This window comes from Streptomyces sp. 2-1 (genome assembly GCF_048564895.1).
Taxonomy (GTDB): Bacteria; Actinomycetota; Actinomycetes; order Streptomycetales; family Streptomycetaceae; genus Streptomyces; species Streptomyces phaeochromogenes.
This window is the reverse complement of the sequence record NZ_CP183383.1, coordinates 139,852-165,797: the sequence shown is the minus strand read 5'-3', so window position 1 is coordinate 165,797 and position 25,946 is coordinate 139,852. Positions and strand designations below refer to the sequence as shown.

Genomic DNA, 25,946 nt, shown 5'->3' with positions numbered 1-25,946 from the left:
TTGCCTGATCTGGAGAGGTAACTGTGACAAGCCGACAGTTGGTCCTGGGCATGCAGTTCAGCGGCGGATACGGGGCCGCACCCGGGGCCCGGCGGCTGCCGGGTGCGAACCTGAACAGCTACACGGACATGGACCAGTTCGTGCGGTACGCGCAGTCCGCCGAGCGCGGCAAGATCCAGCTGCTGTTCATCGCCGACACCCCGGTCCTGGACGTCGACCTCGACCGCCATGCCCCGCACCACATGATCGACCCGCTGCTGATTCTGACCGTCCTCGCGCGTGAGACCGAGCGGATCGGCCTGGTCACCACCGCCTCCACCACGTTCACTGAGCCCTACAACCTCGCCCGCCAGTTCAAGGCCCTGGACGTGATCAGCCACGGCCGGGCCGGCTGGAACGCGGTGACCACCCCCGCCCCCGCCGCCGCGGCGAACTTCGGCGCGACGATCCCGCCGCGCGCCGAGAAGTACGAGCGTGCCCACGAGGTCATCCAGATCGTGCAGGGGCTGTGGGGCAGCTGGGAGAAGGACGCCCTGGCTTCTCGACGTCGACGGCAAGCGGTTCGCCGACATGGACAAGATCCAGCCAGTCAACCTGCAGGGCAAGCACACAGCCTCCCGCGGCCCGCTGCCCATCCCTCCGTCCGAGCAGGGCCAGCCGGTCATCTTCCAGGCAGGTGGGGGCAGTTACGGCCTGGAATCGCGGGCCGTTACGCCAGCGGCATCTACGCCAACCCGTACACCATCGCGGACGCCCGGGCCCAGCGCCAGGCCCTGCGGGACGCCGCCAAGCGCGTCGGACGCGATCCGGACGAGGTGAAGTTGCTCGCCGGCTTCATGCCGACCATCGCCCCCTCCCGCCAGGCCGCCCTGGAACGGCGCCGCTTCCTGGACGAGGTCGTCGACCTGAACCAACGCGTCCGCTACCTCGGCGCCATGATCGGCCTCCCGCTCGGCCCCGGCCAACTCGACGAACAGCTGACCGCGGACCAGCTCCCCGACGCCATACCCAGCCCACACGACCCACGCTCCGCCCGCGCCCTCGAAGTGGCCCGGGACGGCTGGACCCTGCGCGACGTGCTCGCCCACGGCGTCATCGACTACCACCCGGTGGTCGCCGGCACTCCCGCCGACGTGGCCGACCACATGCAGCAGTGGTTCGAGGCAGGGGCCTGCGACGGCTTCTCGATCGCCATCGACAGCGACCACGACGGCTTCGACTCCTTCGTCGACGTGGTCGAGTTCCCTCCTCTTTACACCGACGATGAGGAAGGGGAGTTCGGCCGCCTTGTCGCGAGTCGCGACGACCCGCTCATCGCCCTCGCAGCCGCCGAAGACGCCACCGGAGCGGAACGCGGAAGGTGGGTCAACGCTGGCATGGTTCAGGACGAGTATTTCGACTACGTGGTGGCCGGACGGCCAGCAAACAGTTCACCAGACGGACACCCCTGGCCCGTGCCGCCGCCCAAACGTTGACGATCAACGGGATCACGGAACTGCGGACAGAGCCCCTGAAATCGGCCACGATGCCCTTCCCTCCACTTCGTTGCGTCTTAAAACATGTGGAGAATGTGGGGAGTGAAGAGCGCGTGTGAGGGTCCAGCGCCCGAAGCCGTCGGCGCCGGCCTGGCGGCCGTCCAGGCCGGCTGACGACGGTGCGACGTCACGCAGGGACGCCGAGTGGCGGGTGCTCGAGCACGCGGGGCTTGTACTCGACCAGCTGGATGCGGCCGTCGAAGGTGCGGTGCTCGATCATCTCGAGGGCAACGTCCGGATAGCCGTCGTAGATGCGTTCTGCGCCCGTGGCCCCGGTGATCACCGGGAACATCACGACCCGGAAGCGGTCGACGAGTCCGGCTCGCAGCAGGGACCGGCACAGGCTGAGGCTGCCGATCGTGCTCAGAAGCCCCGAGCCACTCGACTTCATGACGCGGACAGCCTCGACGGCGTCGTCGCGGACAAGTGTGGAGTTGGCCCACGTCAGTGGCTCCTCGAGTGAGGAGGAGAACACCACCTTGGACGCCTGCGTCAGCTCGTCGACGGACGCCTCTTCCTCGGGCCTGAACTCGTCCTGGCCACTGGGGACCTCGCCTGCGGCGAAGCCCGACATCAGGCGGTAGGTGTTCGCTCCCATCAGATAGGTGACCTCGGGCTGCTCACCGAGCCATGCGAGGTACTCCGGGCCCTCGAGGCCCCAGAACCCGGGCCATCCCTCTCCCGATGCGTAGCCGTCGAGGGAAGTGATGAAGTCGACGAGAAGCTCCGACATGACGGTGTCCTTTCCTAGGGTGTTACGAGCTTGGACCGGCCAGGAGCCACAAACTCATCGGCCACGCTGCGGAGCAACGAGAAAGCCCATGACGCTGCTGCCGATCAGGTCGGCGGAGCAGTCATGCTTCGAAGGGCCGGAGGCCTGCATGGTTGTGCTATGCACGCAGTCGGGTAGTGATCTCCATGCGATGGGGAACGGCGGTTGAGTTCTGTCAAAGACCCAGCTCAGCCCACCCACGAACGGTCCGCCCCGCTCTATTGGGTGATCGGCAAGGCCTCGCTGCCGGGCGTCGACAGTGGGTGCTTCATCCACTCGCCTGCGACGGCGGCGGAGCACTTCCGTGAGTACGGCTCCGCACCGATCGCCGGCGAACCGATCGCGCCGGTCTTCGCCAGCGACGGCGGGGGCCATCTGTTCACGATCGGAGCCAGCGGACAAGTCTGGAAGTCCACCGACGGCCTCCTGATTTGACGACTCCGAGGTCACCGCGTCCAGCTTGCAGGAGTTCCTCGGACAGCTCGGCCGCCGGATCGCGAACCGGATCCAGTCGTCGGCCGAGGGCAAACAGGCCTCTGCCCCAGGAGGTCATTCCACGGCTGGGGAATCGCGAGGAGGTGTGGGGAAACCTGCGCAGAGGGTAGCCAATTTCAATTTCAAATAGCGCCATCACGCGCCCTCCCCACGGCGGATCACGCGCTGCGTTTCGGCTTCGCTGCCGTCTTCTTGGCCGTGGTCTTCTTTCGCGGGCAGCTCGTGCGCGTCGGGCGTCGCCGTCCTCGCCGCGGGGTGCCCGCGCCTTCTGTACGGACGCCTTCAGGGCGGACATCTGGTCGACGACCTGCCTGGCCGGCGCTGCCGCTTCGGGGGCCGGGGGAAGTGCGTGCTCTTTCCGTTTCGCTTTGATGACTTCCGCGAGGGCGTCCGTGTAGTGGTCCACGAACTCGCTGCCTTCCAGGCTGTCGCGGGTCATGTGGTCGATGAGGGCCTGCGCGCCCTCGATCTCGCCTTCCGACACCTCCACCGCGCCGGGGGCGAGTTCCTGGGGTGAGCTGATTTAGTCGGGCCAGCGCATCGCGTGCAGGACGATTGAGTCGTCGCGGACGCGGAGCAGCCCCAGACGCTCGCGGCCGCTCCATGCGTACTTGGCGATGGCGACCTGGGCTGTGTAATTGGCCCACTGTAAGTGGGTGCAAGTGGCCCGGGTATGTGGGCTGCTTCCCGTCTAGGGTCGGAAGCGTGATCACAAGGGCGCCTGTGATCCGCCCTCTCTTCTGCTGCTGTCTGCGGTGGCGGACAGGGGCGTACGGCGCTCGACTGGTCATGGCGGGTGGTCGGCCTGCGGGGCCGATGCCTGCTCCTCAAACGGCCCTCTGCTCGGAGGAATCCCACATGCAAGCCATCACTGTCCAGGACCGTGACGCCGGTGCCGGCGGTCTGGTCCTGTCCGAGGTGCCCCACCCGCGCGCCGCTGAGAACGACGTGATTGTGGAGGTCCATGCTGCCGGGTTCACCCCGGGTGAGCTGGACTGGCCCGGCACCTGGACAGACCGGGCCGGTCGTGACCGGACCCCGAGCGTGCCCGGCCACGAGCTGTCGGGCGTGGCCAGCGAGCTCGGCTACGGCACCACTGGCCTGACGGTCGGGCAGCGCGTGTTCGGTCTGACCGATTGGAGCCGCAATGGCTCGCTGGCCCAGTACACGGCGGTCGAGGCTCGCAACCTTGCCCCGCTCCCGGCCGATATCGACCACGTCACGGCCGCCGCGCTGCCGATCTCCGGGCTTACCGCTTGGCAGGCTCTGTTCGACCACGCCCACTTGGTCACCGGCCAGAGTGTGCTCATCCACGGCGCCGCGGGCGGCGTGGGCTCCATCGCCGTGCGGCTGGCCCGCGAGGCCGGCGCCTGGGTGATTGGCACTGGCCGGGCTGGCGACCGCGACACCGCCATCGGTCTCGGCGCGGACGCCTTCGTCGACCTCCAGGCTCAGAAACTGGAGGACATCGGCGAGGTTGACGTGGTGTTCGACGTGATCGGCGGCGAGATCCTCGAACGCTCCACCGCGCTGGTTCGCCCCGGCGGCACCCTGGTCACCATCGCCGAGCCGGTCGCCGTCCACCCCCGCGACGGGCGAGCCGTCTTCTTCGTCGTCGAACCCGACCGGGCCCGCCTGGCCGACCTTGCCCAGCGGCTGCGGCACGGCCGCCTCAAGCCGATCGTCGGCGCCGTCCGGCCGCTGTCCGGTGCAGCCTCCGCGTTCACGCCGGACAAGCGCACTCCCGGCAAGACCATCATCCGCGTCATCGAAGACTGATCGGGGAGGCCCCCGGACCGCCGGGGAAGTCGGGCAGTTCTCGCCGGGCGCGGACCGGTGGGCGGGGGAGATCGCTGCCCGTATCCCGTCGGCGAGCTGAGTGCGGCCGGTGTCCCGCCGGGTGGCTCGGTCCAGGATGTGCAGCTGGACGTCGGGCCGGCAACGGCTGCTGGGATTCACCCCGACGCCGGGAGGCGCGTCGTCGTCATGGTCTATTGGGCCGTACGCGAACCGGGGTAGACGAGCGGCGTCCCGGGGGCGCTGGGTGGAGTTGCCCGGGGACACCGCTGTGAGTGTCATGCCGTGCCGAGAGCTTTCACGGCCTTTGTCCGGGCCCGCGCCCGACGCATCGGCCGTCCTGCATTCCGGGCAACTGGACGCCGCACCGGCTGGGACCGACTCGGTGGCCTCGGCAGGGTAGTTGAGGACCTCGCGCTGCAGACGCGGAGCCGGTCAGTGGATCGCGCTGAACCGCAGATGGGTGCCGTTCGGCGTCTCGGTCAAGCAGATCACCACGCCTGCCAGGCCGTGGTCGGGAGGCCGACATCCCCTCTACGCCCCCGAGCCACGCCCCAAAGCAGGAAGAAGATGAGAAGTGGGTGGGTGGGACAGGCCACGGGCGGCGGGCGAGGGGATCGGGCGCCGCAGGTGTTGCTAGCGCGCGACGGCGGGGCCGCGCGCGACGCCCGGGCCCAGCAAGCTGCCCGGGTGCTCAAGCAGCGAAATCGGGCCGGTGCCGACTCGTCAACGTGGCACGGGTACGGGTCACCTCCGAGGTACAAGCCGAATCCCGTGCTCGTCGGGCTGCCTGCAACCGCTGAGTGAGCCTTGTCTTGGTCGTTATGAAGTCCAGGACAGGGCCACGATTCGGGTTCTCACGGAGCCCGGGCTCTGGTGGCCTCCAGAGCCCGGGCCGGGACGTGCGGGGTGTTGAGGCGGGTCCGGCCGATCGTCTGCCAGTCAGGCCTGCTTCACGCGAGCCGTCTGCTGGCCGTCCGGGTACCCTCTGCGCCTTAACCCCCACTAGGGGAAGTGCCTCCACATCCCCTCGGAGACGATCTCGACGGTGCCGTCGATCACCTTGATGGCGGTGTCATCGTCGATCGCGTACGCCGGACCCGGGATGCTGGCCGCCCATCTTTCCGCGTCGGCCATGCTGTTCTCCGGCAGCAGCTCGTGGTCCAGGTGCGGGAAGATCGAGAAGTCGACGATGCCCAGCGTGCTGTCGCCACCGGTGGGCGGTTTCCACTCGACGAAGTCCTCCCCGATACGGGGGGTCATCACCATGCTCCCGGCGCTCAGCCCTACCCAGACCGTCTCGCGCAGCGACGGCAGGAGATCCGCCAGCCCGGACTGCCGCATCCAGTGGCACAGGTACAGGGCGTCGCCGCCATTCACCAGCAGGACGTCCGCCTCGCGGACCCAGGGGATCCAGCGTTCTTCGTCGATGCTGGGCAGCGCGGTGAGCTCCAGTACTCCCAGGGACTTCCACTCCAGCTCACACATGGATATGGAGGGGGACTGTCCGCTGATGAAACGCCATGCCCCGGCAGGAGTGACCTGGGGGTGTCCGTATGCGGCGGTAGGGATGCACAGGGCGTTGGAGTCGGCGATCGGTTTGCCCAGCAGGTCGACCAGCGCGTCGTGGATGCTCGGGTTCTTGATGCCCGCGGACGTGAGAAGCAGCTTCAAGATGTCTCCTGGTTCGAGTGCGATGGAGCGGTCTGACGTGTAGACCTGGGACCACCGCGGGACTCATCGCTGCTGAACGGGGCAAGAGTTCCTGCACCAGGCCGTTCTCCCGCTGTCCATTACGTTCCCGCACCTACGTACTGCCCTGGCCGCCGACTGTGTGCTTCATCGGGTTGGCTGCAACGGTGACCCTTCGCGCCTTGTCCTGGTCCTCCCGCACGCGGTGAACTGACCAGTGAGGAACTGTCGTACGACGATCGAGCAGATCGCCTCGGAGCGTGGGCGGACTACCTGGGCATCGAGCTGCAGCCCAGCCCAGCCCAGCCCAGCCCGGATGCCGCGGCGGTGTGCGGGATGAGGTCCTACATGCCCGACGGGGAGTGTGGCGTTGTGATCAACGTTTCGTTGGTCACTCGAAAACCTGATGTCGTGTGAGCTCAGGCGTGTGAGCTCGGCCGCGGCAAATTGGCCGGTCGGCTTTGCCCGCCAGGCCGTGGTCGGGAGGCGACATCTCCTCTACGCCCCCGAGCCCCACAGCCGCCGCTCCGCCGGACAGGAGGCATCCCAACACCAACGACGGAATGTCTCCCGCCAAACATCCAGTGCCGGTCCGGTGCGCGTGCTCAGATCACACCTGGCAGTCACCCAGATGCCACGGCCATCCACCCAGCCGCCCGAAAAGCATGCCTATCGATGCGCAAGCGGTCCTGCCGCTCAGCGTTGTCAGTTCTTGCTGATGAAGCGCATGCCGGGCCTCACCGCTCCATCGCCGGGGCCATGCACTACTGGCACCTGTCTCTAGTGGTGCTGACCGGCGCCACGCGGATGGCAGTCGGTGGGTGCGTCTCCGTTCGCGCATCGGTCACTGTGGCCGATGGCGCGAAGGGAACGAGTGCGGGCTGGGAGGGCTTCCGCGAGGTTCGGCCGATTCAACAGCAGCTCCTGCCACTCAGAATCGTTCATCTGTCGCTGGAGCAGGGCAGTCTCGTACATCGCGAACTCGCTCGGGGGTTGGTAGTCACGCTGGCTCAACGGTGAGACAGGCGGCCAGCAACGGGCCTGCTGCACAGAACCCTGGACGGTCGGGTCCAGGACTGCTGATCGGGGCCGCCGGCGCGCGGCCGCGGACTTGTTGAACGCCTGATGGGATGGAGAGGGACGGGTGGGCGCGGGCCTGTGCTGAGGAGGTTGTCCGGCTCAACGGTGCCCGCTGCGCGCGGGGTGAAGGCGCCGGCTGCTTCTTTCGACCACAGCCGAGGTGATGGTGATGAGTCCGGCAGGACAGCGAGGATGGCTCGACGGCGGCCTGACCAGGCCGCCGGGCGTCAAGCCAGGGGAAACACTCATGCGCACTGTTGCTCGCCTGTCCGCCGGCCTGCTGGCCGTCGTGGCACTCACTATGGGCTTCGTATCCGGCGCTGCCGCAGCCGAGCCCGGCCGCACCGCCCCCACCAAGCCGCTGCCCTGGGAAGCCTCCCAGCTCCCCACCGCAGCCGGAGAGTTCACCACCCTCTGCAGCGGCGGCTGCCCCCATAGGCCGTAGACCTGAGCAGCGCTGACCGGGTTGCCCCGCACGCGCCAGCTCGCGCGTGCGGGGCAACCCGGGCAGTGTGGGGTGAAGGTGTCGACGGTCAGGGTGCCGTTGTCGTTCACGCGGACCGGGTCGGCGCGTTGGGTGAGGATCTGCTCCGGCTCAAGGCCGGTGCGGGCGGCAATCGCGCGCAGCCGGCGGCTGGTGTCGGCGGGTAGACAGGCCGAAAGCAGAGAAAAACCTACATGTCGTACCTGCCGGGCCCGTGTCTCAGGCTGTGCCGTACACGGTGCCGCAGTGCGACTTGTCGCCCTTCACCGCGCAGACCTGGACGACTATCGGGGTTCCTTCCGCGATGTTTCCAGTCTTCCAACCTGAGGCGTAGTACGCCGAGTGCCCTCGTGACGTGGCCATGCGGTAACCGGCTCCGCCGCTCTGTGCCATTGCTTCTGCCTCGATTCCCCAGCCGTCGCCGAGAATGTCCCGGACCTGCAGGGCATCTCCTGGAATGGCCGGGCTGACAGTGTTGTCGGGGTCGGCGTTCCAGTCTGCGAAACCCGCACGTGTGTGGTTGTTGTAGACCCCTACGCTGAAGGTCTTGCCGTTCCTGTCGACATCGAACGTGAAGTTGGGGTCGGCTGCAGCAGCGCTTCCCGCACCCGTGATTGTGGCAGCACCGGTCAGGCTCAGGACGGCCACTGAAGCACCCAGGAGCCGCTTGAAGGTACGCACTGTAAATGCTCTCCCGTAATGACGAGCGCCCTGGTCAAGGACGCGACGACTGAGGGGCGTCGACATGCGCGTCTCACGGTCCCCCTCGGGGTGATCATATGATGTGATCGAATCGCTCCGAGAGGACGACTGTGGCTGCGTCACTTTCAACGGGAGTCATTTCGAGGTGACTTGGGGAGTCGTTTCGCACCTGCGGGCAAGATCAATGACAGTGACTCCTTGATGTCACTCCCGGCTGTCAGTGCCGGGTGGGAGACTGCCCGGAAGCGGCTGTGAGCAGGTTCTTCTCCAGGATCACCGGCAGTGACAGGGTTCGGTAGCCGACTGAGGCGAACAGGACGGTGATCCGGTTCTCCTCCTCGGTGAGGACCTCGCCGTCACCCCACTGCGGGTGGTGGACCGCGGTGCCGGGCGGAAACGGGTGGTCGTGGCGCGTGGGTGAGGCGGTCCGGGGGCGGGACGGGCCGGGGACGGCGCCGGCTGCGGCGCCGGTGGGCCGCTGTTCGCATCGGTCGCAGTTGCCGCAGGGGGAGCTGAGACGCTCGCCGAAGTAGCCGAGCAGGAAACGCCGTCGGCAGCCGGTGGTCTCGGCCAGGCCGCGCATCATGTCGACCCGGGAGCGTGCCATGCTCTCGTGCGCGGTGCTCAACTCCACGGCCCGCGTGGCGGTTTCCTCCGCATCGGCCCCGGGGAGCGGGGCCACCTTTCCGCGTTCTGTGGTGAGGGCTCCGGCACTCTCCAAGAGATTGAGGACGGCGGTCAGCCGGCTGGCGGACAGGCCGGTCTCTTCCTGGAGTTCCGTCGGTGTCACGGGGGTCGCACGGTCCCGTACGAGGCGGGAGACGTCGGCGATGGTGTCCGCGTCTGGGCGGCCGGTGGAGAAGAACTTCTGCAGGCCCAGGTCCTCGACGCGGTAGTGCAGGATGGCCCGGGACGGCTCGCCGTCCCGGCCTGCCCGGCCTATCTCCTGGTAGTAGGCGTCGAGGGACCCGGGCACCGAGGCGTGCAGTACGAACCGTACGTCGGGCTTGTCGATGCCCATGCCGAATGCCGAGGTGGCCACCACCACGTCCAACTCGCCGCCGAGAAAGCGGTCGTGGACCGCGCTGCGGTCGGCCGACCGGCTGCCCGCGTGGTAAGCGGCGGCGCTCAGGCCGAGTTCGCCCAGCTCGGCAGCGTACGCCTCGGCGTCCTTGCGGGTGGAGACGTAGACGATGCCCGGCTTGGGCTCGGCCGCAGCCCGTTCCACCACGGCGCGCCGCTTGGCCGCGTTGTCCAGGAAGTGGGTGACCTCCAGGCGGATGTTGGGCCGGTCGAACCCGGCCACCACCTCGTGGGCCCTGCGCATGCCGAGCTGCTCGACGATGTCGGCGCGCACCGGTGCGGCGGCGCTGGCGGTGAGGGCGAGGATGGGAGGGCGCCCGATGCTCTCGGCGGCCTGCCGGAGCCTGAGGTAGTCCGGCCGGAAGTCGTGGCCCCAGGAGGACACGCACTGCGCCTCGTCCACGACGAAGAGGGACGGTCTCAGCGCGGCCAGCCGCTCCAGCACGTCCTGCTTGGCGAGCTGTTCCGGGGCGAGGAAGAGAAACCGGGCCGTTCCGTCGCTCGCGCTCTCCCATGCCTGCTCGTTCTGGGCCCTGGACATCGACGAGTTGACGGCGACGGCGGTCTGGTCGCTGTTCCGCAGCAGTCCGGCGATCTGGTCCCGCTGGAGAGCGATCAACGGTGACACGACGAGCGTCGGACCGGGGAGCAGCATGCCCGGCACCTGGTACACCGCCGACTTGCCCGAGCCGGTCGGCATCACCACCATGGCGTCCCTGCGGCGCATGACCGCTTTCATCGCGGTGAGCTGGCCGGGACGCAACTCGTCCCATCCGAAGGCCACCCGCGCGGCTCTGCGGAGACGGCGGGCGACGAACAGGCTGATCGGCAAAGGGACTCCCGAAGCGGTTGCGCGCGACCGGGGCGGAACCCGACGGGCGGTGGTGGCTCTAGTGCCCGCCCCGGCCCGAAGCAGTCCGATCGCCAGGCGCGGACTGCGACGGCACGGTCGCGGCAGGCCCGCGAGCGTCACGACCGAACTGGCCGCCCTGCGGGACATCGCGCTGGGCTGTCCGCTCGAGTCCGCGACGTACGAGCCGGCCGGATAGCCACCGCCCGGCACGGACAGAAGCGCGGCCTCGGCTGGTCGGGGGAGGCCAGCCGAGGCTGTGAGAGCGTGAGGTTGGGTCCGTGCCGGTTCCGTCACCGCGGCAGAAGCGTCAGATGGCTTCGCTGTAACCCTGGTTTGTGGCTTGGTGGGCAGCGTGCCGGATGGCTCTGATGGTGGATTCGGAACGTCTTCGCCGCAGCCAGGCGAGGGCGGATGTGGAGGGGGTGAGATCGACCACGTCGATGTATCTGATGCCCGCGCGTGGAAAGTACTCACGGGCGGCCTTCGGCAGGAAGCACATTGCTTCTCCGGTGGCCACCGTGTGCAGCAGCGATTCCATGTCGGTGACTACCGGGCCGTAGTGGACGCGGCTGCCATCGGGGCGGGGATCGACGGCCCAGAAGTCCCACCACAGCCGCGGAACCTGCTCGGGCATGTCGACCACCGGAACGCCGGAGAGCTGCGCCAGGGTGAGCCGGGGCAGGCTTGCCAGGGGATGCCCGGCGGAGAGGCAGGCCACGCGTGGCTCGGTGGCCAGGTGGTGCAGTTCGATGTCGTCCGTCACCGGAGGACGGACGAAAACCACGTCGGCCTCCTGCTGTGCCAGCGCGGCGAGGTGGTCGCCGAACGCGAGGTTGACCAGCTGCACGGTCGTTTCGGGGTGGCGGTCTTGCAGGAGGCTGAGTACGGCACGGGTGTGCGCCATGGATGCCTCGGCTCCCATGGTTCCCACGACGAGTCGTCCGGTGGTCTGTCGCAGCTGTGCGTCGGCTACGCGCCGCAGCCGGTCGACCGCCGTGACCGCCGCGCGGGCTTCGGGGAGCAGGGCCTGCCCTGTCTCGGTGAGTGTGAGCGTGCGGCTCGTGCGCTCCACCACACGTACCCCCAGGCGTTTCTCCAGCTCCCTGATCTGCTGACTCAGCGCCGGCTGCGTGATGAACAAGCGCGCGGCAGCACGCCCGAAATGGAGTTCCTCGCTCAGCGTGAGAAAGAGCCGAAGCTGATGAATGCTCGGTTCCTTCGAAGCGGACGCCCCCACGGAGAAGCCTCCTTCTCACTGTTCAACCTGCTGCGATAAGGAGCATGTTATCGATCACCAGGCATCCTGTACCCCTGGTCCGATGACACCCCTGTGCTGACCATGTGATAGTCAACGGCATCACTGATCAACCTGACGGACCACCAGCTCGGAGCAGGGCCGGCGACCGGTTCCTCCGGCAACCCCCGGTGTCGCCTGCTGGTGACACGGGCGCTTCTAACAAAGGGCCCTCGCCAGCCGAAGCGCTGGACAACATTCCCCCTCAACGAGGAGCAGTAAATGCGTAAAGCCGTACTCGGCCTCTTCGTGGCAGTGGCCGCGGTGCTCGCGGTGGCACCCTTCGCCGGTGCCGACCAGACCCAGACCGTCGCCTGCTGCGGAGGCATGCCCGGCCACGGGTAACGGGGCCATCGCCAGAGGACGGGATGGATCAGGTTTCCCCTCTCCACGAGGAGCAGTAAATGCGTAAAGCCGTACTTGGTTTGTTGGTGGCAGTGGCCGCGGTGCTCGCGGTGGCACCGCTCACCAGTGCCGATCAGAGCGAGACCGTCGCCTGCTGCGGCGGCACGCCGGGCCAGCCGTAAAGGGCCCTCGCCAACTGAAGCGCTGGACAACATTCCCCCTCAACGAGGAGAAGTAATGCGTAAAGCCGTACTCGGATTGTTCGTTGCGCTGGCGGCGGTGCTCGCGGTGGCACCGTTTGCCGGTGCCGATCAGAGCGAGACCGTCGCCTGCTGCGGCGGCGGGCCCGGCATGCCGTAAAGGGGCCCTTGCCAGCGGAAGTGCTGGATCAAGTTTCCCTCTCGACAAGGAGAAGCACATGCGCAAAGCCGTACTTGGCCTCTTCGTGGCACTGGCCGCGGTGCTCGCGGTGGCACCGCTTGCCGGTGCCGGCCAGACCCAGACCGTCGCCTGCTGCGGCGGCACGCCGGGCTTCCCGTAAGGGGGCTATTGCCGGCGGACGGGATGGATCAGGTTTCCCCTCTCTACCAGGAGATGTGATGCGTAAAGCCGTACTCGGATTGTTCGTTGCGCTGGCGGCGGTGCTCGCGGTGGCACCTCTCGCCAGCGCCGACCAGACCCAGACCGTCGCCTGCTGTGGCGGCACACCCATCCCCCCGTAAATGAGGCCATCGCCAGTAGCTCGACTGTGTGTGAGGGTCCGTCAGCTTGCTGGCGGGCTCCTTGCCCTCGTTCAGCGTGGACCAGTCCGAAGCCGACCGCACCTGACCGTAGGGTGCGGGGCACCGCGCGCCTTCCGCGAAGTGCCCCGAAACCATCAGCGTGGGCCCGGGCCGGGCTGTCAGCCGGCGGCTGGCGTCTTGAGTGTCCACTGACTCGTTCGGGGGCTTTTGCGGGTCAGGCGACGCGTCATCATGGTGATGAGTGCCCAGTTCATTGCGGCGGCGAGGACTTGCTCCCCCAGGCCATGAACAAGGACGCGGACCCGGAGGCGATGAAGTGGGCCGACGAGCTGCGCCTGAACCTGACCACACCGCTCACCGGGAAGCCCAACCCGTTCGGTGTGCTGGACGGAGACCTGCAGGGCTATCCGAACGGCCGCCGGATCAACGACGACATCGATCCTCCGCTGCTGCGCATGCTGGAAGGCGAGCCCTCCGGCCCCTCCGCCGCCCACCTGGTGCAGACGCCCGCCCTCAGCCCCCAGCCCAAGCCGGCCACCGATGTGTTCCCCTGCGTCAACCTCCCGCACGCCGCACTGTGATCCGGCGCATCCCGGTGCGGAACCGTACGTTGGCCGCGGTCGGAAGTGCGGCCGTCGTGCTGGCGTGCGTCGTGGGACTGCTCTCCCTGGCACCCGGCTCTCCCGCGGACCGGCCCGACGCCCTGCCACCGCCGCGCTCGGTCGACCAGGTCGAGGCGGCCAGGGCAGCCGTCCGGGACCGGCCTCGGGACGCGCTCGCCTGGTCGCAGCTGGGGCAGGCCGAAACGGAACAGGCCCGCACCACGCTGGATGCCGCACAACTGGACCGGGCCGAGAAGGCGTTCGGCCGCTCCCTGGCACTGCGCCCGAAGGACAACTACGACGCGGTGGCGGGCTCGGGCACACTCGCCAACGCCCACCATGAGTTCACCGCGGCCCGGCAGTTCGGCCGCCGCGCCACCGAGATGGCCCCCGGCCGTCCGGCGGGGTACGCGGTGCTCGCCGACGCCCACATCCAGCTCGGCGAGTACCCGGCCGCCACAGCTGCCGCCCAGCGGCTGCTCGACCTCGCGCCCACCGTGCCTGCCTACACCCGGGCCGCGTACGACCTGGAGACCCACGGGCGGTCGGCGGAGGCCGCGATCGCGCTGCGGCGCGGGCTGGAGACCGCGAACAGCCCGTCCCTGCAGAAGAGCTACACCCGTTCGGGATCCCCACGTACGGCCAGTTGTGATGTCACTCTTGGTTGCGGCCCGGGCTCGACGTCTGACCCGATCGGTCACCTGCGGATGAACGCGACCGGTTGTCGGGCCACGTCAGTGCCAGGCACAGGCGATCAGCTGTCCGCGGGGTGGGCGTCGGCAAGGGCCTCGCCGAAGAGCCGTCCGGCGAGTTCCACGCAGCGCATCCGGGCGGGAGAGAAGTCGTAGGGCATCTTGGTGATCGCTGCGGCGGCACTCATCTCTGTGCTCTCCTCCCCTTTCAGGTCGGCGTCGTAGATCTCGAAGATCTTCTCCTCGGCCGCGTCGAGACCAGTTGCCTCGGTGGCCTGATTCAGGGCCATTTGGTGAGCGCATCGCTGTACGGCGAGCTCTTCGACGCGTGGGTCGTCGGGTTCGACGCCGTCGTCGAGGGCGGCCTCGGCCGCCTCAAGACGGTCCTCCTCGGCCCGCAGGTCGGGGTGGGTGGCCAGCACGATGAACGTGCTGGCCTGGATGGCGGCGCCCAGCGGCCCGAAGATCCGTTCTGTGACTAGCAGGGCGTCCAGATCGGAGGGGCGCAACGCGCCCGGGGGCAGGTGGCTGAGCCGGTCCGTGACCAGTTCGGAGAGCAGCCCCAGCGGGCTGCCCACCGCCTGCAGGCGCTGGACAGCCGCGCGCCGACGTTTGATGGCGGCCTCCTGCGCCGCCAAGGTTTCCTCCAGCCTGCTCAGGACCGACTCGATATCCGGGGCTTGGTCCAGGGCTTCGTCTCCAGCTTCGTCCCGGGCTTCGCCGAAGGCGGCCCGCATGTCGTCCAGGCTGATACCGGCATCAGCCATCTTGCGGATCCACAGCAGGCGGGTCATGTCGTCATAGCCGTAGCGGCGGCGGCCGTCCCCGCCGCGCTCGGGCTCCGGCAGCAGACCGATCTCGTGGTAGTGGCGGATGGCGCGTGGGGTGATCCCGGCGAACGCAGCGGCATCACCGATCTTGACCTGCCGGGGAGGCGTGAGGGAGGGGTACATCGCAGACAGAGCCTTTCGTGCTGTGGTGCCCCGACCCCACCACATGCCGCTACGGCATGTGCAACAACCCCATCCAGGTGCCACCGGAACCAGGCCCTAGATGTGATGTCTCAAGACGTTGGTTCCATGGTGTCCTCGAGTATGAGCTGCTGCGGGAGGGCTGGCAGGGGTGCGGGGGGTTGGCCGGCGACGACGCGGTAGTCGCTGCCGGGGGTGCGACTGACCGGTGGTCGGCTGCCGAGGGCTGAGTGCGGTCGCTCGTGGTTGTAGTAGTTGAGGAAGTCGGCGAGCGCCGCTCGGCGCTCCTGTTCGGAGCTGTAGTTGCGGATGTTCGCCCACTCGCGGACGAGGGTGCCGTTGTATCGCTCGACCTTCCCGTTCGTCTTTGGGGTGTAGGGCCGGGTCCGCTTGTGGCGGGTGCTGGTGATTTTGAGCGCGTCGGCCGAGAGCTGTGAGCGGTAGCAGGCACCGTTGTCGGTGAGTGCTCGGTGGATCGGGGTGATGCCGTGCTCGGCGAAGAACGCCACCGCCCGGTGCCAGAAGTCGGCTGCTGTGACGGCGCGTTCGTCCTCAAGAGCCTCGGTGTAGGCAAGGCGGGAATGGTCGTCGAGCGCGGAGTGCAGGTAGGTGTAGCCGACCTTCCCGGTGCCGGGGCCAGCGCGCTTGGAGGCGCGGGCCGCATCGGTGCCGAGGCCGTGCATCCGCCACCCTCCGCCGTCCGGGATGCGGCCGAGCTTCTTGATGTCCACGTGGATCAGGTCGCCGGGCTTGTCGTGTTCGTAGCGGATGACCTGGCGAAGGTTCTCACCGGTCGGCGGGTCCAGGTCGCGCAGACGGTTGAGTCCGCGGCGGGTCAGGATTCGGTGGACCGTGGCCGGGGCGATGGAGATGCCGTGTAGGTGTGCCAGATCGGCGGCCAGACGAGCGGGTCCGTACTTGGTCTGGCGGCGTAGAGCCTCGACCAGGTCGGCCATGTCGTCGGGTGTACGGCTCGGGCTGGCCGCGGGGCGGGAGGAATGGTCGAGCAGGCCGTTCTCGCCGTGGGCTTGCCAGCGGGCGTACCACTTGGCGAGGCAGCGGCGGGAGATGCTGGCTTCGGCGGCGACGTGGGCGATCGGCCTGCCGGCGTCGATGCGCAGGCACAGCCGGAGTCGGCCTTCGGGGGTCAGCGGGGCGTTGCTGTGCCCGGCCATGGTCCCCCCTGGGTGGTTGTAGACGGCGGTGCGGGTGGGGCCGGGCACCGGGGGCTGAGGTCGGGTCGGACCCCCGGTGCGGTGGCGGGTCAGTGGTGCGGTGTGGTGAGGATCAGGCCCTTGCCGTTGATCTTCCGTCCCTTCTCCAGCTCGGTGATCAGGGTGATGGCGCCGTCCAGGGGGACGGTTTCACCGATGGGCATGACGATCTTTCCGGCGGCGGCGAGTGCGGCGGTTTGGGTGAGGGTCTTCTCGTCGGGCTTGCAGAAGAAGATCTTGTGGCGGCGGTTGATCGCGGAGTGGGCGAACTTGGCGGGGGTGGCGTTGATGTCGAGGAAGACGCCGGTCTTCTTGAGCAGCCGCATCGCGGTGCGGACGGGGAGGGAGCCGTTGGTGTCGAAGAGGACATCGACGGTGCCGTGGAGGTCGGCGGTGTCAGCGAGGTCGGTGGTGCGGTAGTCGTAGGCCGGGTCGATGCCCAGGGCGCGGGCGCGGTCCAGGGCGTCGACCCCGGTGGTGCCGGTGACCGTGGCGCCGAGGGAGCGGGCGAGCTGGACGACGGCTTCTCCGACGCCACCGGTGGCTCCGTTGACGAAGACGCGCTGCCCGGCCGTCAGGTGGGCGCGGTCGACGAGTCCGGCCCAGGCCATGAAACCGGGGGTGGCGAAAGCGGCCGCCTGCTCGAAGGACAGGCCGTCCGGTTTGGCGGCGAGGTTGGCGGCAGGGACGACGACGGCCTCGGCGAAGGCACCGCTGGACTTGAGCGGGGCGATCCCGAAGACGTGGTCGCCGGGCTTGAAGGCGGTGCCGCCGGGGCCGGTCGCGGTGACAGTGCCGGAGAAGTCCGAGCCCATCGCGCGGGGGAAGGTCCGGCCGGTCATCATCTTCAGCTCGCCCCGGCGGATCTTCCAGTCGATCGGGTTGATCGCGGTCGCAGTGACCTCGACGGCGACCTCGTCCTCCTTCGGCGCGAGCAGGGTGAAGTCCTCCAGCCGCATGGTGTCCGGGCCGCCGTATTGGGGGTACTGAATTCTGCGCATGAGAGGTGTTTCCTTGAGGGGACGGTCCGCCCGGAGGGGTGGGACGGGCGGGTGTGGGGCGGGGCTGGGCGGTGCCTCAGCAGCCGAGGAACCGGTCAGTGAGTTCGAAGTGGCGCTGGACGCGGACGCCGGTCTGATCGAGGTGGAAGTTGATCTGCCAGATCTCCACGCCAGACTCGACGGCCTTGGCCACCTCGGCTTTGACCGTCTCGTGACGGGTGCTCTTGAGGACCTCGAAGCCGGGGTTGTCGTACTGAAAGCAGACCAGCAGGACGGCCCGCTGGTGAGCGGCGAGGCTGGCGCCGAGTTCGCCGATGTGCTTGACGAAGCGGTCGGTGGAGGCCATTGGCTTGACCGGCCGGGTCTTCACGTGGTCACCGAGGGGGACCTGGAGGTTCTCCAGCGGGGTCTTGACCTCGACGTAAGTGGCGTCGTCGAGGAGGAAGTCCAGACGGGAGGCGCCCAGGGTCTGCTCACGGCTCACCTCGGCCGGGGTGGCGATGTCGGGCAGGAGATGATGGGCCAGGGCCTGCTCGACGTAGCGGTTGACGGCGTTCTGATTGATACCGATCCACGCCATCTCCCCGGCACCGGGGACGGTAACCGAGACGGCCTCCACGGTGTAGGGGGTCTTGCGCGCGGGATTGTCCGCGCGGGAGAGCAGACAGGGCAGGCCGTCCAGGACCAGGTTGCCGATCCGGCCGGTGGTCGGGCAGTGGCAGGCCACCACGTCGCCGGCCACCTCGACCTCGACGATGAACCGGTTGGGGCGCCGCACCACGGTCGCCTCGACCAGCGGCGCGGGGAAAAGGATCTTCCCGTCCTGGACGAGCAGGGGCATTGCTGTTCCGTCTCTGCGTGCGGTGAAGGGCAGCGGCCCGGGCCGGGGACCGCGGGCCGCCTGCGGGTGGCGAAAGGGTGGGCTCGTCAGTGCTGGGGGTTGCCGCCGGCCTGGATGAGCGGGGAGAGGTCGAAGTGGCTGCGAACCTCGGTGATCAGGCCGTTCTCGACCGTGATGTAGTCCATGCCGGGGAAGTCGGAAGCGAACGGCGCGGCCAGGGTGTAGACGGCGGCGGCGTGGGTGTCGTCGCCGAGGACGTCGATGAGGGTGGCGCCGGTCAGCGAGCCGGCGAACGGGCCGATGAAGGTCTGGAAGCCTTCCTTGCCCTCGAAGACACCGTTGGGGGCCTTGCAGACAGCGGTCTCGGCGACGTAGCCGAGGGCGGTGTCGATGTCGGCCTTCATCCACGCCTCGGTGTACGCGCGGGCGATCTGTACGGCGGAGCCGGTGGTGGCAGTCATCACGATGTTCCTTTCACTGTGCGTGACCCCCTTGTGACCTGCGGATTCCAGTCCACCGTGTGCGCCGGAAAGCCACCTGTCGGGAGCCTCGGGCCGCCTCGTTCGGCGTCCCGATGTCTGCATCCTCCCCGCCGTATATGACACCTTGTGTCTTATACATGAGGGACTTTTGGAACCATGAGATCTGACCGCCTGCTCTCGATCATGCTGTTGCTGCAGACCCACGGACAGCTGCCCGCCGCCGACCTCGCGGACCGCCTGGAGGTCTCGGTGCGCACGGTCATGCGGGACGTGGAGGCCCTGTCCGCGGCCGGTGTCCCCGTCTACACCGTCCGCGGCCCCCAGGGCGGCATCGCCCTGCTGCCCGGCTACCGCACCGACGTCACCGGCTTGACCACGGACGAATCCCGCGCCCTGTTCGTGCTGCTCTCCGGCACCGCCCACGCCGACCTCGGCCTGGGCCCGGCCTTCGGCTCTGCCCTGCGCAAGGTCATGGCCGCCCTGCCCGCCCCGCACCGCCCCGACGCCGACCTGGTCAGCCGCCGCATCCTCATCGACCCCGTCCGCTGGCGCGCCACCCCCGGTCCCGAACAGCCCGCGCCTGACCTCGGCGCCTTCCAGCAGGCCGTGTTCACCGACCGGCGCCTGCGCCTGCGCTACCGGCACGGCCGCGACCAGCGGATACGCACCTACACGCTCGATCCCTACGGACTCGTCAGCAAAGCCGGCGTCTGGTATCTCGTCGCCGACCACGAGGGCGAACCCCGCCTCTACCGCGCCGACCGCGCGCTGTCCGCCACCGTCCTCGACGAGGCAGTCCAGCGCCGCGACGGAGTAGAGCTGGCAGGAGTGTGGGACGAGCTGCGCCGCCGCATCGACGACATCCCTGCCCCGTACGCCGTCACCGCCCGCGTCCGCGAGGAGGTCCTCGCCAAGTTCCTCCGCATCCACGAGGCCGACCTCGCCCCTCCTCCCGTGGGCGGCCCTTCACTCACGAGCGACGATGAACCGGGCTGGGCGGTCGTCCACCTACGATTCCGCGCCCTCGTCGCCGCCGAAGCACTGCTCGCGTTCGGTCCCGACGTCGAAGTCCTCGTCCCCGCAGACCTCCGCCAATCCCTCGGCCGCAGGGCCGCCGTCTCCGCCGCCCTCTACGCCAGCTCCGAGGACGTCTGACGAAGCAGACCTGGCGGCGGCACCAACCTCATGAGATGGCACATCTAGAGCGTGTCTCTTTGATGGGTTGGTCAGTTGATCGGATGTGTCTGTCCGGTTAGTGATCACTGATGCGATGTGGGACCGGATCGAGCCGTTCATGCTGGCCGATCCGGTCCGCGGTCGACGGTGGGCCGACCACCGTCGAACCCTTGAGGCCATCGCGTGGAAGTACCGCACCTGCTCCCCGTGGCGGGACCTTCCCTGTGAGCTCGGGGCGTTCCAGACCGCGCATAAACGCCTGCTCAGATGGGCCGTTGATGGCACCTGGGAACGGATTCTCTCGGCGATTCTCGCCGCAGCGGACGCCGGTGACGACGTGGGCTGGACGGTGTCGGTGTACTCAACCGTCTGCCGGGCTCACCAGCATGCTGCTGGAGCCAGGAAAAAAGGGGGCTCCCGAAGGTTCGGAACCTCACGATCGCGCACTCGGACGCTCCCGCGGTGGTCTGAGCACGAAGGTCCACCTGGCCAGTGGCAGTCGGGCGCGACCATTAGCTCTGCTTGTCACCGCCGGCCAGGCCGGTGACGCCCCGGCCTTCGGAGCGGTCATGGCCAGAATCCGGGTTCCACGAAAGGGACTTGGGAGACCAAGGACTCGACCGGCACTCGTCCTCGCCGATCGGGCGTACTCCTCCCGCGCGATCCGCGCGCATCTCCGCCGCCGCGGCATCCGAGCCGTCATCCCGCAGCCCGCCGACCAGATCGGTCACCGCCTCCGGCGAGGCCGCCATGGAGACCGCCCGCCGGGCTTCGACGCCGAGGCATACAAGGAGCGCAAGACCGTGGAACGTTGCATCGCCCGTCTCAAACAGTGGCGGGACCTGGCCATGCGGACTGACAAACTCGCCCTTGCCTACCAGGCCGCACTCCACCTCGCCTCCATCCTCATTTGGACCAGGAGCTGGCCACAGAGACGATTACGGGCACGCCGCCCCGAGGCGAAGGGCGGCGCGCGAAGATGAGCGCATGGACGACCTCCTGAAGTTCCTCCGAGCTCGCATCGAGGAGGACAACCACGCCTACGCCTACGTTGCCCAGACGCTCGGCGGCGAAGCCCTGCTCGACAGCCACCTGCCCATGCTCGATCTGATCGACATGCTGGCACGGGACTACAACGCCATGGACCCCACAGATGCGCGTCACGCGGGCCTCACCTATGCGATTCGTGTCCTTGCCCAGTCGTACGCCGAGCACCCCGCCTACCAGCAGGAATGGCACTCCTAGAAGTCTCCAAAGAGACAGGCCCTAGGCGTCCGAACGTGGTCGGGGCATGATCTCCGCTGTGCATGAGGACGAGAAGGCGCGCGGGAGCGCGTCGTACGCGCTGACCGAGACGGAGCACGGCCATGTCTGGGGCGTCTGTGCCGAGGTGGAGGGGCTGTTCGGAGAATGCCGGCGCGGGACGTACGAGTTGTTCGGCTGGGTTCCGGAGGGATCCGGCGTGTCCGGCTGGGTCGGCAGCAGAGTGTGGCTGGTGCCGGAGGATGAGGCATGCGATGCCTGGCTGCTGGAGGACGCGGAGAGTTCGGGGCAGCCCGTCGGGACGGACAGTCCGGTGCTCACCGGCCTGGACGACTACGAAGGCCCGCCCGAGGGGTACAGGGGGCGCGTCCCCGTGCACGACGGGCATCGCTGGCTGGGCTCCTGCCGGGATTTCACCCGCATCATGTCGCCCGAGCAGGTACCCGCACCAATGGTCCTGCGAGGACTCGCGCCGAGTGATCGGCTCAGGGCCGCACTGGCGAAGGGCATCCGACGGGCCCTGGACCTGGAGGATGCCGCGCTGGAGATACGGGACGGCCAAGGAGAGATGCTCACCGATCGGCTGCTGTGGACCACGGTCAGCGCTTGGCGCCCATCCTCTTGCGGGGTGGACCTGATCGACCTTGAGCTCGACGGAGGCTGCTTCACACCGGTCCCCGAATACGCCCGGTCGATCTGGGAGCGATGGCTCGCCTGACCACCGGCCGCCGTGAACACCTGGGCCGGCCTCGACACCCGCCGCCGCGGGGCCTGGCATGACCTTGTATGCGAGCGGGGCTGCCGACGATCCCACCGTGACCGGCCGGCCGGTCACGCCTACGAACTCGACGGCCGGTACGTCACCGACGAACCAGCCCTCTACCTGGCGCTCGGCGAGGTGGTCAACGGCCCCGGCGGCTACTTCGGCGGCTGCCTCACCGCCCTCGACGACTGCCTGCGCGGCACCTTCGGCTACACCGCCCCCGCCACCTTGCTCTGGCGAGACGCCGCGACCGCGCGCGAGCACCTGTCCTGCGCCCTGACACCGGACGGCCGGCCCTACAACTTGTTCACCACAGTCCTTGAAACCCTGGCCGAGGGCGGCATGGACGTCTCCTTGGCATGATCCGCTGTCCGATCCCTCTGACGCTCTTTCTGCGCAAGCGCTCCAGTTGGTGAACCGTGGCAACTGGAGCGCTCCGCTACACCTGAAATGGCTTGTCCCAAGGTCGGTTGTCGACCAGGATCACCTCATGACGACCAGAAAGGGCCATGCCTTCTAGGCACCCCGCTCCGCTCTCCACCGGTCGCGCACCGCCGTCGCCGTACCGCAGTGCCCGTTGGCTGTGACCGACCAGGACACGCAGCAAGGCGTTGAGCCGTTCGTCTTCGAACACTCCGCCCAGCGTGTGGGCGAGCGAACGCGCGGTGGCAGAGCAAGCCGGTAACGCTTTCCGGCACGCGCGCGTCATGGGTGGAGTTGGTCGGGTCACTGTCAAGCAAGGAGCAGCGCGCCCATGACTCCAGTTCCCCGTAAGAGAGCGCGAGGTAAACGATTTAAGACCTGGGACGACTTCTTCACCGCATACGCCGAGTCGCTATACGGATACGCACACCATCTGTCGTACGGCAGCGGTGGATTCGACGGGGAGAATGAGATGAACGTGATCCTCGCCAGGATGAAAATCGGCTGGGACGATAGCGACCCGATGATGGCGAGCGGCTATGCCCGGCGCGCACTGTTCAATGCCCTGATCTCGCACAAGCGTGTGAGCCGCCCTCATATGGTTCCGCTTCAGCAGGCGTCACGGAAGGGCCAGGTGTATGCCGTGGACTTTCCCGCTCCGGTCCCCACGTCGGAGGAGTCGACGGCCAGTAACGACCTGCTCGTTCGAATCCTGGAGGTCATTCACGACATCGATCGCCCCCGGCTATGAGGGGCGGAGAACGGGATCGATCTTTGCCAGGCTTTCGTGCAGCCGACGGGCCCCCCGGGCAACACGATCGTCGGTGTCGCCCGACATCTCCTCGCAGAGCCGCAGCGCTTCGTCCAGATCGTCTGAGAAGATGCTGAGACATCGACGATCGCGACGTGGATGTAATCGGCGTGGTTGTCGTTGGCGACTGCCAGTGCGGACGCGACTATCGTCAGTCCGACCCTGTCCTTTCGCCGAAGCAAGCCCTCCGCGGTCCGCCGGGCGACGAAGGTGTCACCACGGTCAAGCACAAGGCCCAGCAGTGGCTCCACGGCCTCCGGCATCTCGGCGAACTCTGCCAGGCTGTGACCGGCATCCGCCCGGTCACGCCAGTCATCGCGTCGCCCGAGTGCGCCGAGCGTCACGACCACCGCACGCCGCAGGTCACTGACCACGGATTCGCCCGCCCCTTCCCACGATTGCGGTCAAAATATCACCGAGGCGCCCTACCGGATGATCGCCAGGACAGGTCCTAGCCGAGCGGGATCTTGGCGAAGGTCTCCCACTCGTACATCTGGTGGTCGCGGTGGATCACGATGAGTTCCGCCGTAGAGATGCGAGCCGCGGCGGGGGGCACGTGGAGGCCGGCGAGGACGTGGGCGATTGGCTCGGCTGGCCCGTCCCCGGCGCTGTAGGCGACAGAGACGTGCGGGGTGAAGCCTTCGGCTTTCTCCGGGGTCTCGCCGAGGACGTCGGCGATTGCTTCCCTGATCGCACCCCGGACGGCGCGGACGGGCCCGTCCGGTTCGACGTGCAGCAGCACGGCTTCGGGGTCGAGGACCCCTGGCCCGAGCTGGAGGTCGAAGGCTGGGATGGCGGCGAGGCGTGCGCGGGCTGCGTCGGTGATCGCGTGCACGTCTGTTTCCTTGGCCTCCCCGACGAAGCCGATGCCTTGCATGGTCAGGTGCAGCCACTGATCGGGGATCGGGGTCAGGGCGTCTCCAAGAGGCGCCAGCGCGGACCGGTACTCGGCGGCGAGGCGGTGCACGTCGTCCTGGCCCTCGAAGGTCAGATGCCAGGTGTAGAAGCGGCGGCCCACGCTCCAACCGGGCCGCCACCACCAGTGGTTGCGCATGGTGTCGGGTTGAGAGGTCATAGCCCGAGATCAAATCAGGCGGGGCCTTCTCCTGGCGAGAGTGCAAGGTGTCGTGGTGCGGAGTGGAGTCGAAACTCTTCGATGGCTGCGCGCAGCCCGACTTGACCTGCCGCAGGTGCACGGTTGACGTCGACGGGAAGTTCGCCCAGGCGCCGGGTCACTGGTTCCATGCGGTGATCTGGTGGGAGTGCGAGCACCGGCGCGAGTGCTTCGAATGCGCCCTCGGCCTCGCCGGTGGCGAGGTGCGCCGCTGCCTTGCTGATGTGGATCTGCGCCTCGGTGCCATACGCCCGTACGGGCTGAGTTTTGAGCAGGGTGAGGGCGTTGTCCGCCGCACGCAAGGCGTCGGCCGGGCGGCCGATCCTCAACTGGACGGCCGCGACGTAGTTCTCCTGGCGCGCGGGCTGGCAGGCAAAGATGCCGCCAACATCGTCCTCGCCGCTCATGGTGTCGCGGGCATCCTCGGCGCGAACGAGGGCTCCCAACGCTTCAGTCTCGGCGCCAAGCTGGGACCAGGCATCAGCCTCCTGGCAGGCCAGCAGTACCCCGACAGTTCCGGTCGGGCGGTACGCGGCGCCGCGCCGGGCGTAGTTGACGGCGTCCCGCAGACGCCCGTCCCAGAACGCGACCTTGGAGCGGGTGGACAGCACCCAGGCACGCAGGTCGTTGTGTCCCGCGAGTTCGGCGCACAGCCATGCCGTGCGGCCTTGTGTGTCCGCGTCCCGCAGTTGGCCGAGGTCGGAGGACATCCACGTGAGCAGCCCGCACAAGTAGCCGGCCACGACGTACAGGTCGGCAGCTTGTCGGGGATGTTGGTGCCCTTCGAGGAGACTGAAAACACGGTCGCGCAGTTGGCGAGTGCGGACGAAGAGAGGCAGCGGGTCGGCGGTGAGGAAATCGGAGGCCAGCGCGCGGGTGTCGGCCATGAGCTGGTCCAGCGCGATGTCACCGACGTTGGATGCTTCAGCCCATTGCGCCCAGGTTGCGGATTCGTCTGCGGCGAGGCGGACCAGTTCGCTGCCGCTCGGCTCCGGTACCGCCGCGGCGGCGGTCCGCGTGTCAGGTGGCGGCTCGGGGGATGACGCAGCGCCGCTCAGCAGACGCAGGTCCGCATCCGGCAGGGCCCGCCGATCGTCCAGGTCGAGCAGGTCTTCCACACGGCATGTGAAGGCGTCCGCCATGGCGAGGAGGACGGAGGGCGTAGGCCGACGCGCGGAAGGACCGGGCCACTTCTCCCACTTGGCGAGGAGGGAAGCATCAGCGGCCACGGCTTCACCGCGGTGCTGGCTGCTGACCTGAGTTATGCGGTCCGCCGCTTCTTGAAGCGTCCACCCGCGGGCGTGGCGCCATGCCTCCCGGGGGCGTATCCCGTAGCGGGTGCGCATCTCGAGAGCGATGTCCGTGATCGTGCATCCGACGGCAGTCATGTCGTAGCGGAGGGCGTCCCGGTCAGCCTTGGAACCGGGTTTGGGACGAGGGGTCATGGGAGGGCTCCCTGCACGGTGATGTCGACTCACCGTAGCCGCGCTCTCGCCCAAGAGGATTGCGGCTGCCAAGAATTCGCACAGCCGGGGGTCCAACGCGCTGCCCAAGAACGGGCGCTTCTCATGGTGAACGCCGTGCAAGCCGTCCAGAAAAGTTGGTCACCGCTGCCCGTGACGCAACGTGCCGTTCTTGGAAGCGTAGGGGCACGAACAACGGCCACACCGGGCAACGGTCCTGGCGAACCCGGCGACCGCCTGACACGGCCTCGGGAG

28 protein-coding genes and 2 pseudogenes are annotated in these 25,946 nt (G+C 68.2%); 16 read left to right on the top strand and 14 right to left on the bottom strand.

Going from position 1 to position 25,946, the window contains the following annotated elements; translation table 11 throughout:
* The first annotated feature begins 23 nt into the window (after positions 1 to 23).
* Entirely contained in the window at positions 24 to 1,475 is a 1,452-nt protein-coding gene (locus ACN20J_RS00795; RefSeq protein ID WP_419664831.1) for an NtaA/DmoA family FMN-dependent monooxygenase, read from the top strand.
* A gap of 187 nt (positions 1,476 to 1,662) precedes the next feature.
* Here the strand turns inward: ACN20J_RS00795 and ACN20J_RS00790 are convergent, their stop codons facing one another.
* A complete protein-coding gene (locus ACN20J_RS00790) occupies positions 1,663 to 2,268 on the bottom strand; it encodes a dihydrofolate reductase family protein (RefSeq protein WP_419664830.1) in 606 nt (201 codons plus the stop codon).
* Positions 2,269 to 2,532: 264 nt separating this feature from the next.
* Here ACN20J_RS00790 and ACN20J_RS00785 point away from each other — a divergent pair, with 264 nt between their 5' ends.
* The 3 genes from ACN20J_RS00785 to ACN20J_RS00775 all read left to right on the top strand — a co-directional run bounded on the left by ACN20J_RS00785 (position 2,533) and on the right by ACN20J_RS00775 (position 4,581).
* Positions 2,533 to 2,742 carry a hypothetical protein gene (locus tag ACN20J_RS00785; RefSeq protein WP_419664829.1) on the top strand — a complete coding sequence of 70 codons (210 nt, stop codon included), beginning with the start codon at positions 2,533 to 2,535 and terminating at the stop codon, positions 2,740 to 2,742.
* 409 nt (positions 2,743 to 3,151) lie between these two features.
* Positions 3,152 to 3,319, top strand: a complete 168-nt coding sequence (locus ACN20J_RS00780) for a hypothetical protein (RefSeq protein WP_419664828.1) — start codon at positions 3,152 to 3,154, stop codon at positions 3,317 to 3,319.
* Positions 3,320 to 3,660: 341 nt separating this feature from the next.
* A complete protein-coding gene (locus ACN20J_RS00775) occupies positions 3,661 to 4,581 on the top strand; it encodes an NADP-dependent oxidoreductase (RefSeq protein ID WP_419664827.1) in 921 nt (306 codons plus the stop codon).
* A gap of 1,023 nt (positions 4,582 to 5,604) precedes the next feature.
* Here the strand turns inward: ACN20J_RS00775 and ACN20J_RS00770 are convergent.
* The gene (locus ACN20J_RS00770) at positions 5,605 to 6,273 is read right to left on the bottom strand and encodes a Type 1 glutamine amidotransferase-like domain-containing protein (protein ID WP_419664826.1); all 669 of its coding nucleotides are present in this window, start codon (positions 6,271 to 6,273) and stop codon (positions 5,605 to 5,607) included.
* A 1,345-nt stretch (positions 6,274 to 7,618) separates the two neighbouring features.
* Between ACN20J_RS00770 and ACN20J_RS00765 the strand changes: the two genes are divergently transcribed.
* Positions 7,619 to 7,816, top strand: coding sequence for a hypothetical protein (locus ACN20J_RS00765; RefSeq protein WP_189845792.1), 198 nt, complete (start codon positions 7,619 to 7,621; stop codon positions 7,814 to 7,816).
* Positions 7,817 to 8,074: 258 nt separating this feature from the next.
* Here the strand turns inward: ACN20J_RS00765 and ACN20J_RS00760 are convergent, their stop codons facing one another.
* The 3 genes from ACN20J_RS00760 to ACN20J_RS00750 form a co-directional block, all read right to left on the bottom strand.
* Positions 8,075 to 8,536, bottom strand: a complete 462-nt coding sequence (locus ACN20J_RS00760; RefSeq protein WP_419664825.1) for a hypothetical protein — start codon at positions 8,534 to 8,536, stop codon at positions 8,075 to 8,077.
* Positions 8,537 to 8,774: 238 nt separating this feature from the next.
* Complete coding sequence (locus ACN20J_RS00755) at positions 8,775 to 10,466, bottom strand: RecQ family ATP-dependent DNA helicase (RefSeq protein WP_419668806.1); 1,692 nt, start codon at positions 10,464 to 10,466, stop codon at positions 8,775 to 8,777.
* A 334-nt stretch (positions 10,467 to 10,800) separates the two neighbouring features.
* Positions 10,801 to 11,730, bottom strand: coding sequence for a LysR family transcriptional regulator (locus ACN20J_RS00750; RefSeq protein ID WP_419664824.1), 930 nt, complete (start codon positions 11,728 to 11,730; stop codon positions 10,801 to 10,803).
* A 279-nt stretch (positions 11,731 to 12,009) separates the two neighbouring features.
* Between ACN20J_RS00750 and ACN20J_RS00745 the strand changes: the two genes are divergently transcribed.
* From ACN20J_RS00745 to ACN20J_RS00720, 6 genes are all read left to right on the top strand, one after another.
* Positions 12,010 to 12,132, top strand: a complete 123-nt coding sequence (locus ACN20J_RS00745; RefSeq protein ID WP_419664823.1) for a hypothetical protein — start codon at positions 12,010 to 12,012, stop codon at positions 12,130 to 12,132.
* A 59-nt stretch (positions 12,133 to 12,191) separates the two neighbouring features.
* A complete protein-coding gene (locus tag ACN20J_RS00740) occupies positions 12,192 to 12,314 on the top strand; it encodes a hypothetical protein (RefSeq protein ID WP_419664822.1) in 123 nt (40 codons plus the stop codon).
* Positions 12,315 to 12,369: 55 nt separating this feature from the next.
* Complete coding sequence (locus ACN20J_RS00735) at positions 12,370 to 12,492, top strand: hypothetical protein (RefSeq protein ID WP_419664821.1); 123 nt, start codon at positions 12,370 to 12,372, stop codon at positions 12,490 to 12,492.
* Positions 12,493 to 12,550: 58 nt separating this feature from the next.
* A complete protein-coding gene (locus ACN20J_RS00730; protein WP_419664820.1) occupies positions 12,551 to 12,673 on the top strand; it encodes a hypothetical protein in 123 nt (40 codons plus the stop codon).
* Between the two features lie 486 nt (positions 12,674 to 13,159).
* Entirely contained in the window at positions 13,160 to 13,456 is a 297-nt protein-coding gene (locus ACN20J_RS00725) for a DUF4331 family protein (protein ID WP_189845789.1), read from the top strand.
* A 29-nt stretch (positions 13,457 to 13,485) separates the two neighbouring features.
* On the top strand, positions 13,486 to 14,325 hold the full coding sequence (locus tag ACN20J_RS00720) for a tetratricopeptide repeat protein (RefSeq protein WP_419664819.1): 840 nt from the start codon (positions 13,486 to 13,488) through the stop codon (positions 14,323 to 14,325).
* Here the strand turns inward: ACN20J_RS00720 and ACN20J_RS00715 are convergent.
* From ACN20J_RS00715 to ACN20J_RS00695, 5 genes and pseudogenes are all read right to left on the bottom strand, one after another.
* The gene (locus ACN20J_RS00715; protein WP_419664818.1) at positions 14,232 to 15,122 is read right to left on the bottom strand and encodes a MerR family transcriptional regulator; all 891 of its coding nucleotides are present in this window, start codon (positions 15,120 to 15,122) and stop codon (positions 14,232 to 14,234) included. The genes ACN20J_RS00720 and ACN20J_RS00715 overlap by 94 nt on opposite strands.
* 209 nt (positions 15,123 to 15,331) lie before the next feature.
* Positions 15,332 to 16,315, bottom strand: a pseudogene (locus ACN20J_RS00710) (IS481 family transposase); the annotation flags it as partial.
* An 89-nt stretch (positions 16,316 to 16,404) separates the two neighbouring features.
* A complete protein-coding gene (locus tag ACN20J_RS00705) occupies positions 16,405 to 17,355 on the bottom strand; it encodes an NAD(P)-dependent alcohol dehydrogenase (RefSeq protein ID WP_419664817.1) in 951 nt (316 codons plus the stop codon).
* A gap of 76 nt (positions 17,356 to 17,431) precedes the next feature.
* Positions 17,432 to 18,196, bottom strand: a complete 765-nt coding sequence (locus ACN20J_RS00700) for a DNA/RNA nuclease SfsA (protein ID WP_419664816.1) — start codon at positions 18,194 to 18,196, stop codon at positions 17,432 to 17,434.
* A gap of 86 nt (positions 18,197 to 18,282) precedes the next feature.
* Positions 18,283 to 18,657, bottom strand: a complete 375-nt coding sequence (locus tag ACN20J_RS00695) for a nuclear transport factor 2 family protein (RefSeq protein WP_419664815.1) — start codon at positions 18,655 to 18,657, stop codon at positions 18,283 to 18,285.
* Positions 18,658 to 18,834: 177 nt separating this feature from the next.
* Between ACN20J_RS00695 and ACN20J_RS00690 the strand changes: the two genes are divergently transcribed.
* The 4 genes and pseudogenes from ACN20J_RS00690 (at position 18,835) to ACN20J_RS00675 (ending at position 22,243) form a co-directional block, all read left to right on the top strand.
* Positions 18,835 to 19,833 (top strand): helix-turn-helix transcriptional regulator, encoded by a 999-nt coding sequence (locus tag ACN20J_RS00690; RefSeq protein ID WP_419664814.1) that lies wholly within the window; start codon positions 18,835 to 18,837, stop codon positions 19,831 to 19,833.
* An 85-nt stretch (positions 19,834 to 19,918) separates the two neighbouring features.
* Positions 19,919 to 20,837, top strand: a protein-coding gene (locus ACN20J_RS00685; protein ID WP_419664813.1) for an IS5 family transposase whose coding sequence is annotated in 2 segments (ribosomal slippage) — positions 19,919 to 20,257 and positions 20,259 to 20,837 — 918 coding nt in all. Because the reading frame shifts where the segments join, the coding sequence is not laid out codon by codon here.
* Positions 20,838 to 20,841: 4 nt separating this feature from the next.
* On the top strand, positions 20,842 to 21,099 hold the full coding sequence (locus ACN20J_RS00680; RefSeq protein ID WP_419664812.1) for a DUF6221 family protein: 258 nt from the start codon (positions 20,842 to 20,844) through the stop codon (positions 21,097 to 21,099).
* Positions 21,100 to 21,145: 46 nt separating this feature from the next.
* Positions 21,146 to 22,243: pseudogene (locus ACN20J_RS00675) on the top strand (barstar family protein).
* Between the two features lie 76 nt (positions 22,244 to 22,319).
* Here the strand turns inward: ACN20J_RS00675 and ACN20J_RS00670 are convergent.
* Entirely contained in the window at positions 22,320 to 22,514 is a 195-nt protein-coding gene (locus tag ACN20J_RS00670) for a hypothetical protein (protein WP_419664811.1), read from the bottom strand.
* 120 nt (positions 22,515 to 22,634) lie between these two features.
* Between ACN20J_RS00670 and ACN20J_RS00665 the strand changes: the two genes are divergently transcribed.
* The gene (locus ACN20J_RS00665; protein WP_419664810.1) at positions 22,635 to 23,054 is read left to right on the top strand and encodes a hypothetical protein; all 420 of its coding nucleotides are present in this window, start codon (positions 22,635 to 22,637) and stop codon (positions 23,052 to 23,054) included.
* Here the strand turns inward: ACN20J_RS00665 and ACN20J_RS00660 are convergent.
* The 3 genes from ACN20J_RS00660 to ACN20J_RS00650 form a co-directional block, all read right to left on the bottom strand.
* Entirely contained in the window at positions 23,027 to 23,488 is a 462-nt protein-coding gene (locus tag ACN20J_RS00660; RefSeq protein WP_419664809.1) for a hypothetical protein, read from the bottom strand. The two genes, ACN20J_RS00665 and ACN20J_RS00660, sit on opposite strands and share 28 nt — an antisense overlap.
* A 77-nt stretch (positions 23,489 to 23,565) precedes the next feature.
* Positions 23,566 to 24,189, bottom strand: a complete 624-nt coding sequence (locus ACN20J_RS00655) for a 2'-5' RNA ligase family protein (RefSeq protein WP_419664808.1) — start codon at positions 24,187 to 24,189, stop codon at positions 23,566 to 23,568.
* Between the two features lie 14 nt (positions 24,190 to 24,203).
* Positions 24,204 to 25,370, bottom strand: a complete 1,167-nt coding sequence (locus ACN20J_RS00650; protein ID WP_419664807.1) for an XRE family transcriptional regulator — start codon at positions 25,368 to 25,370, stop codon at positions 24,204 to 24,206.
* Positions 25,371 to 25,946 lie beyond the last annotated feature (576 nt).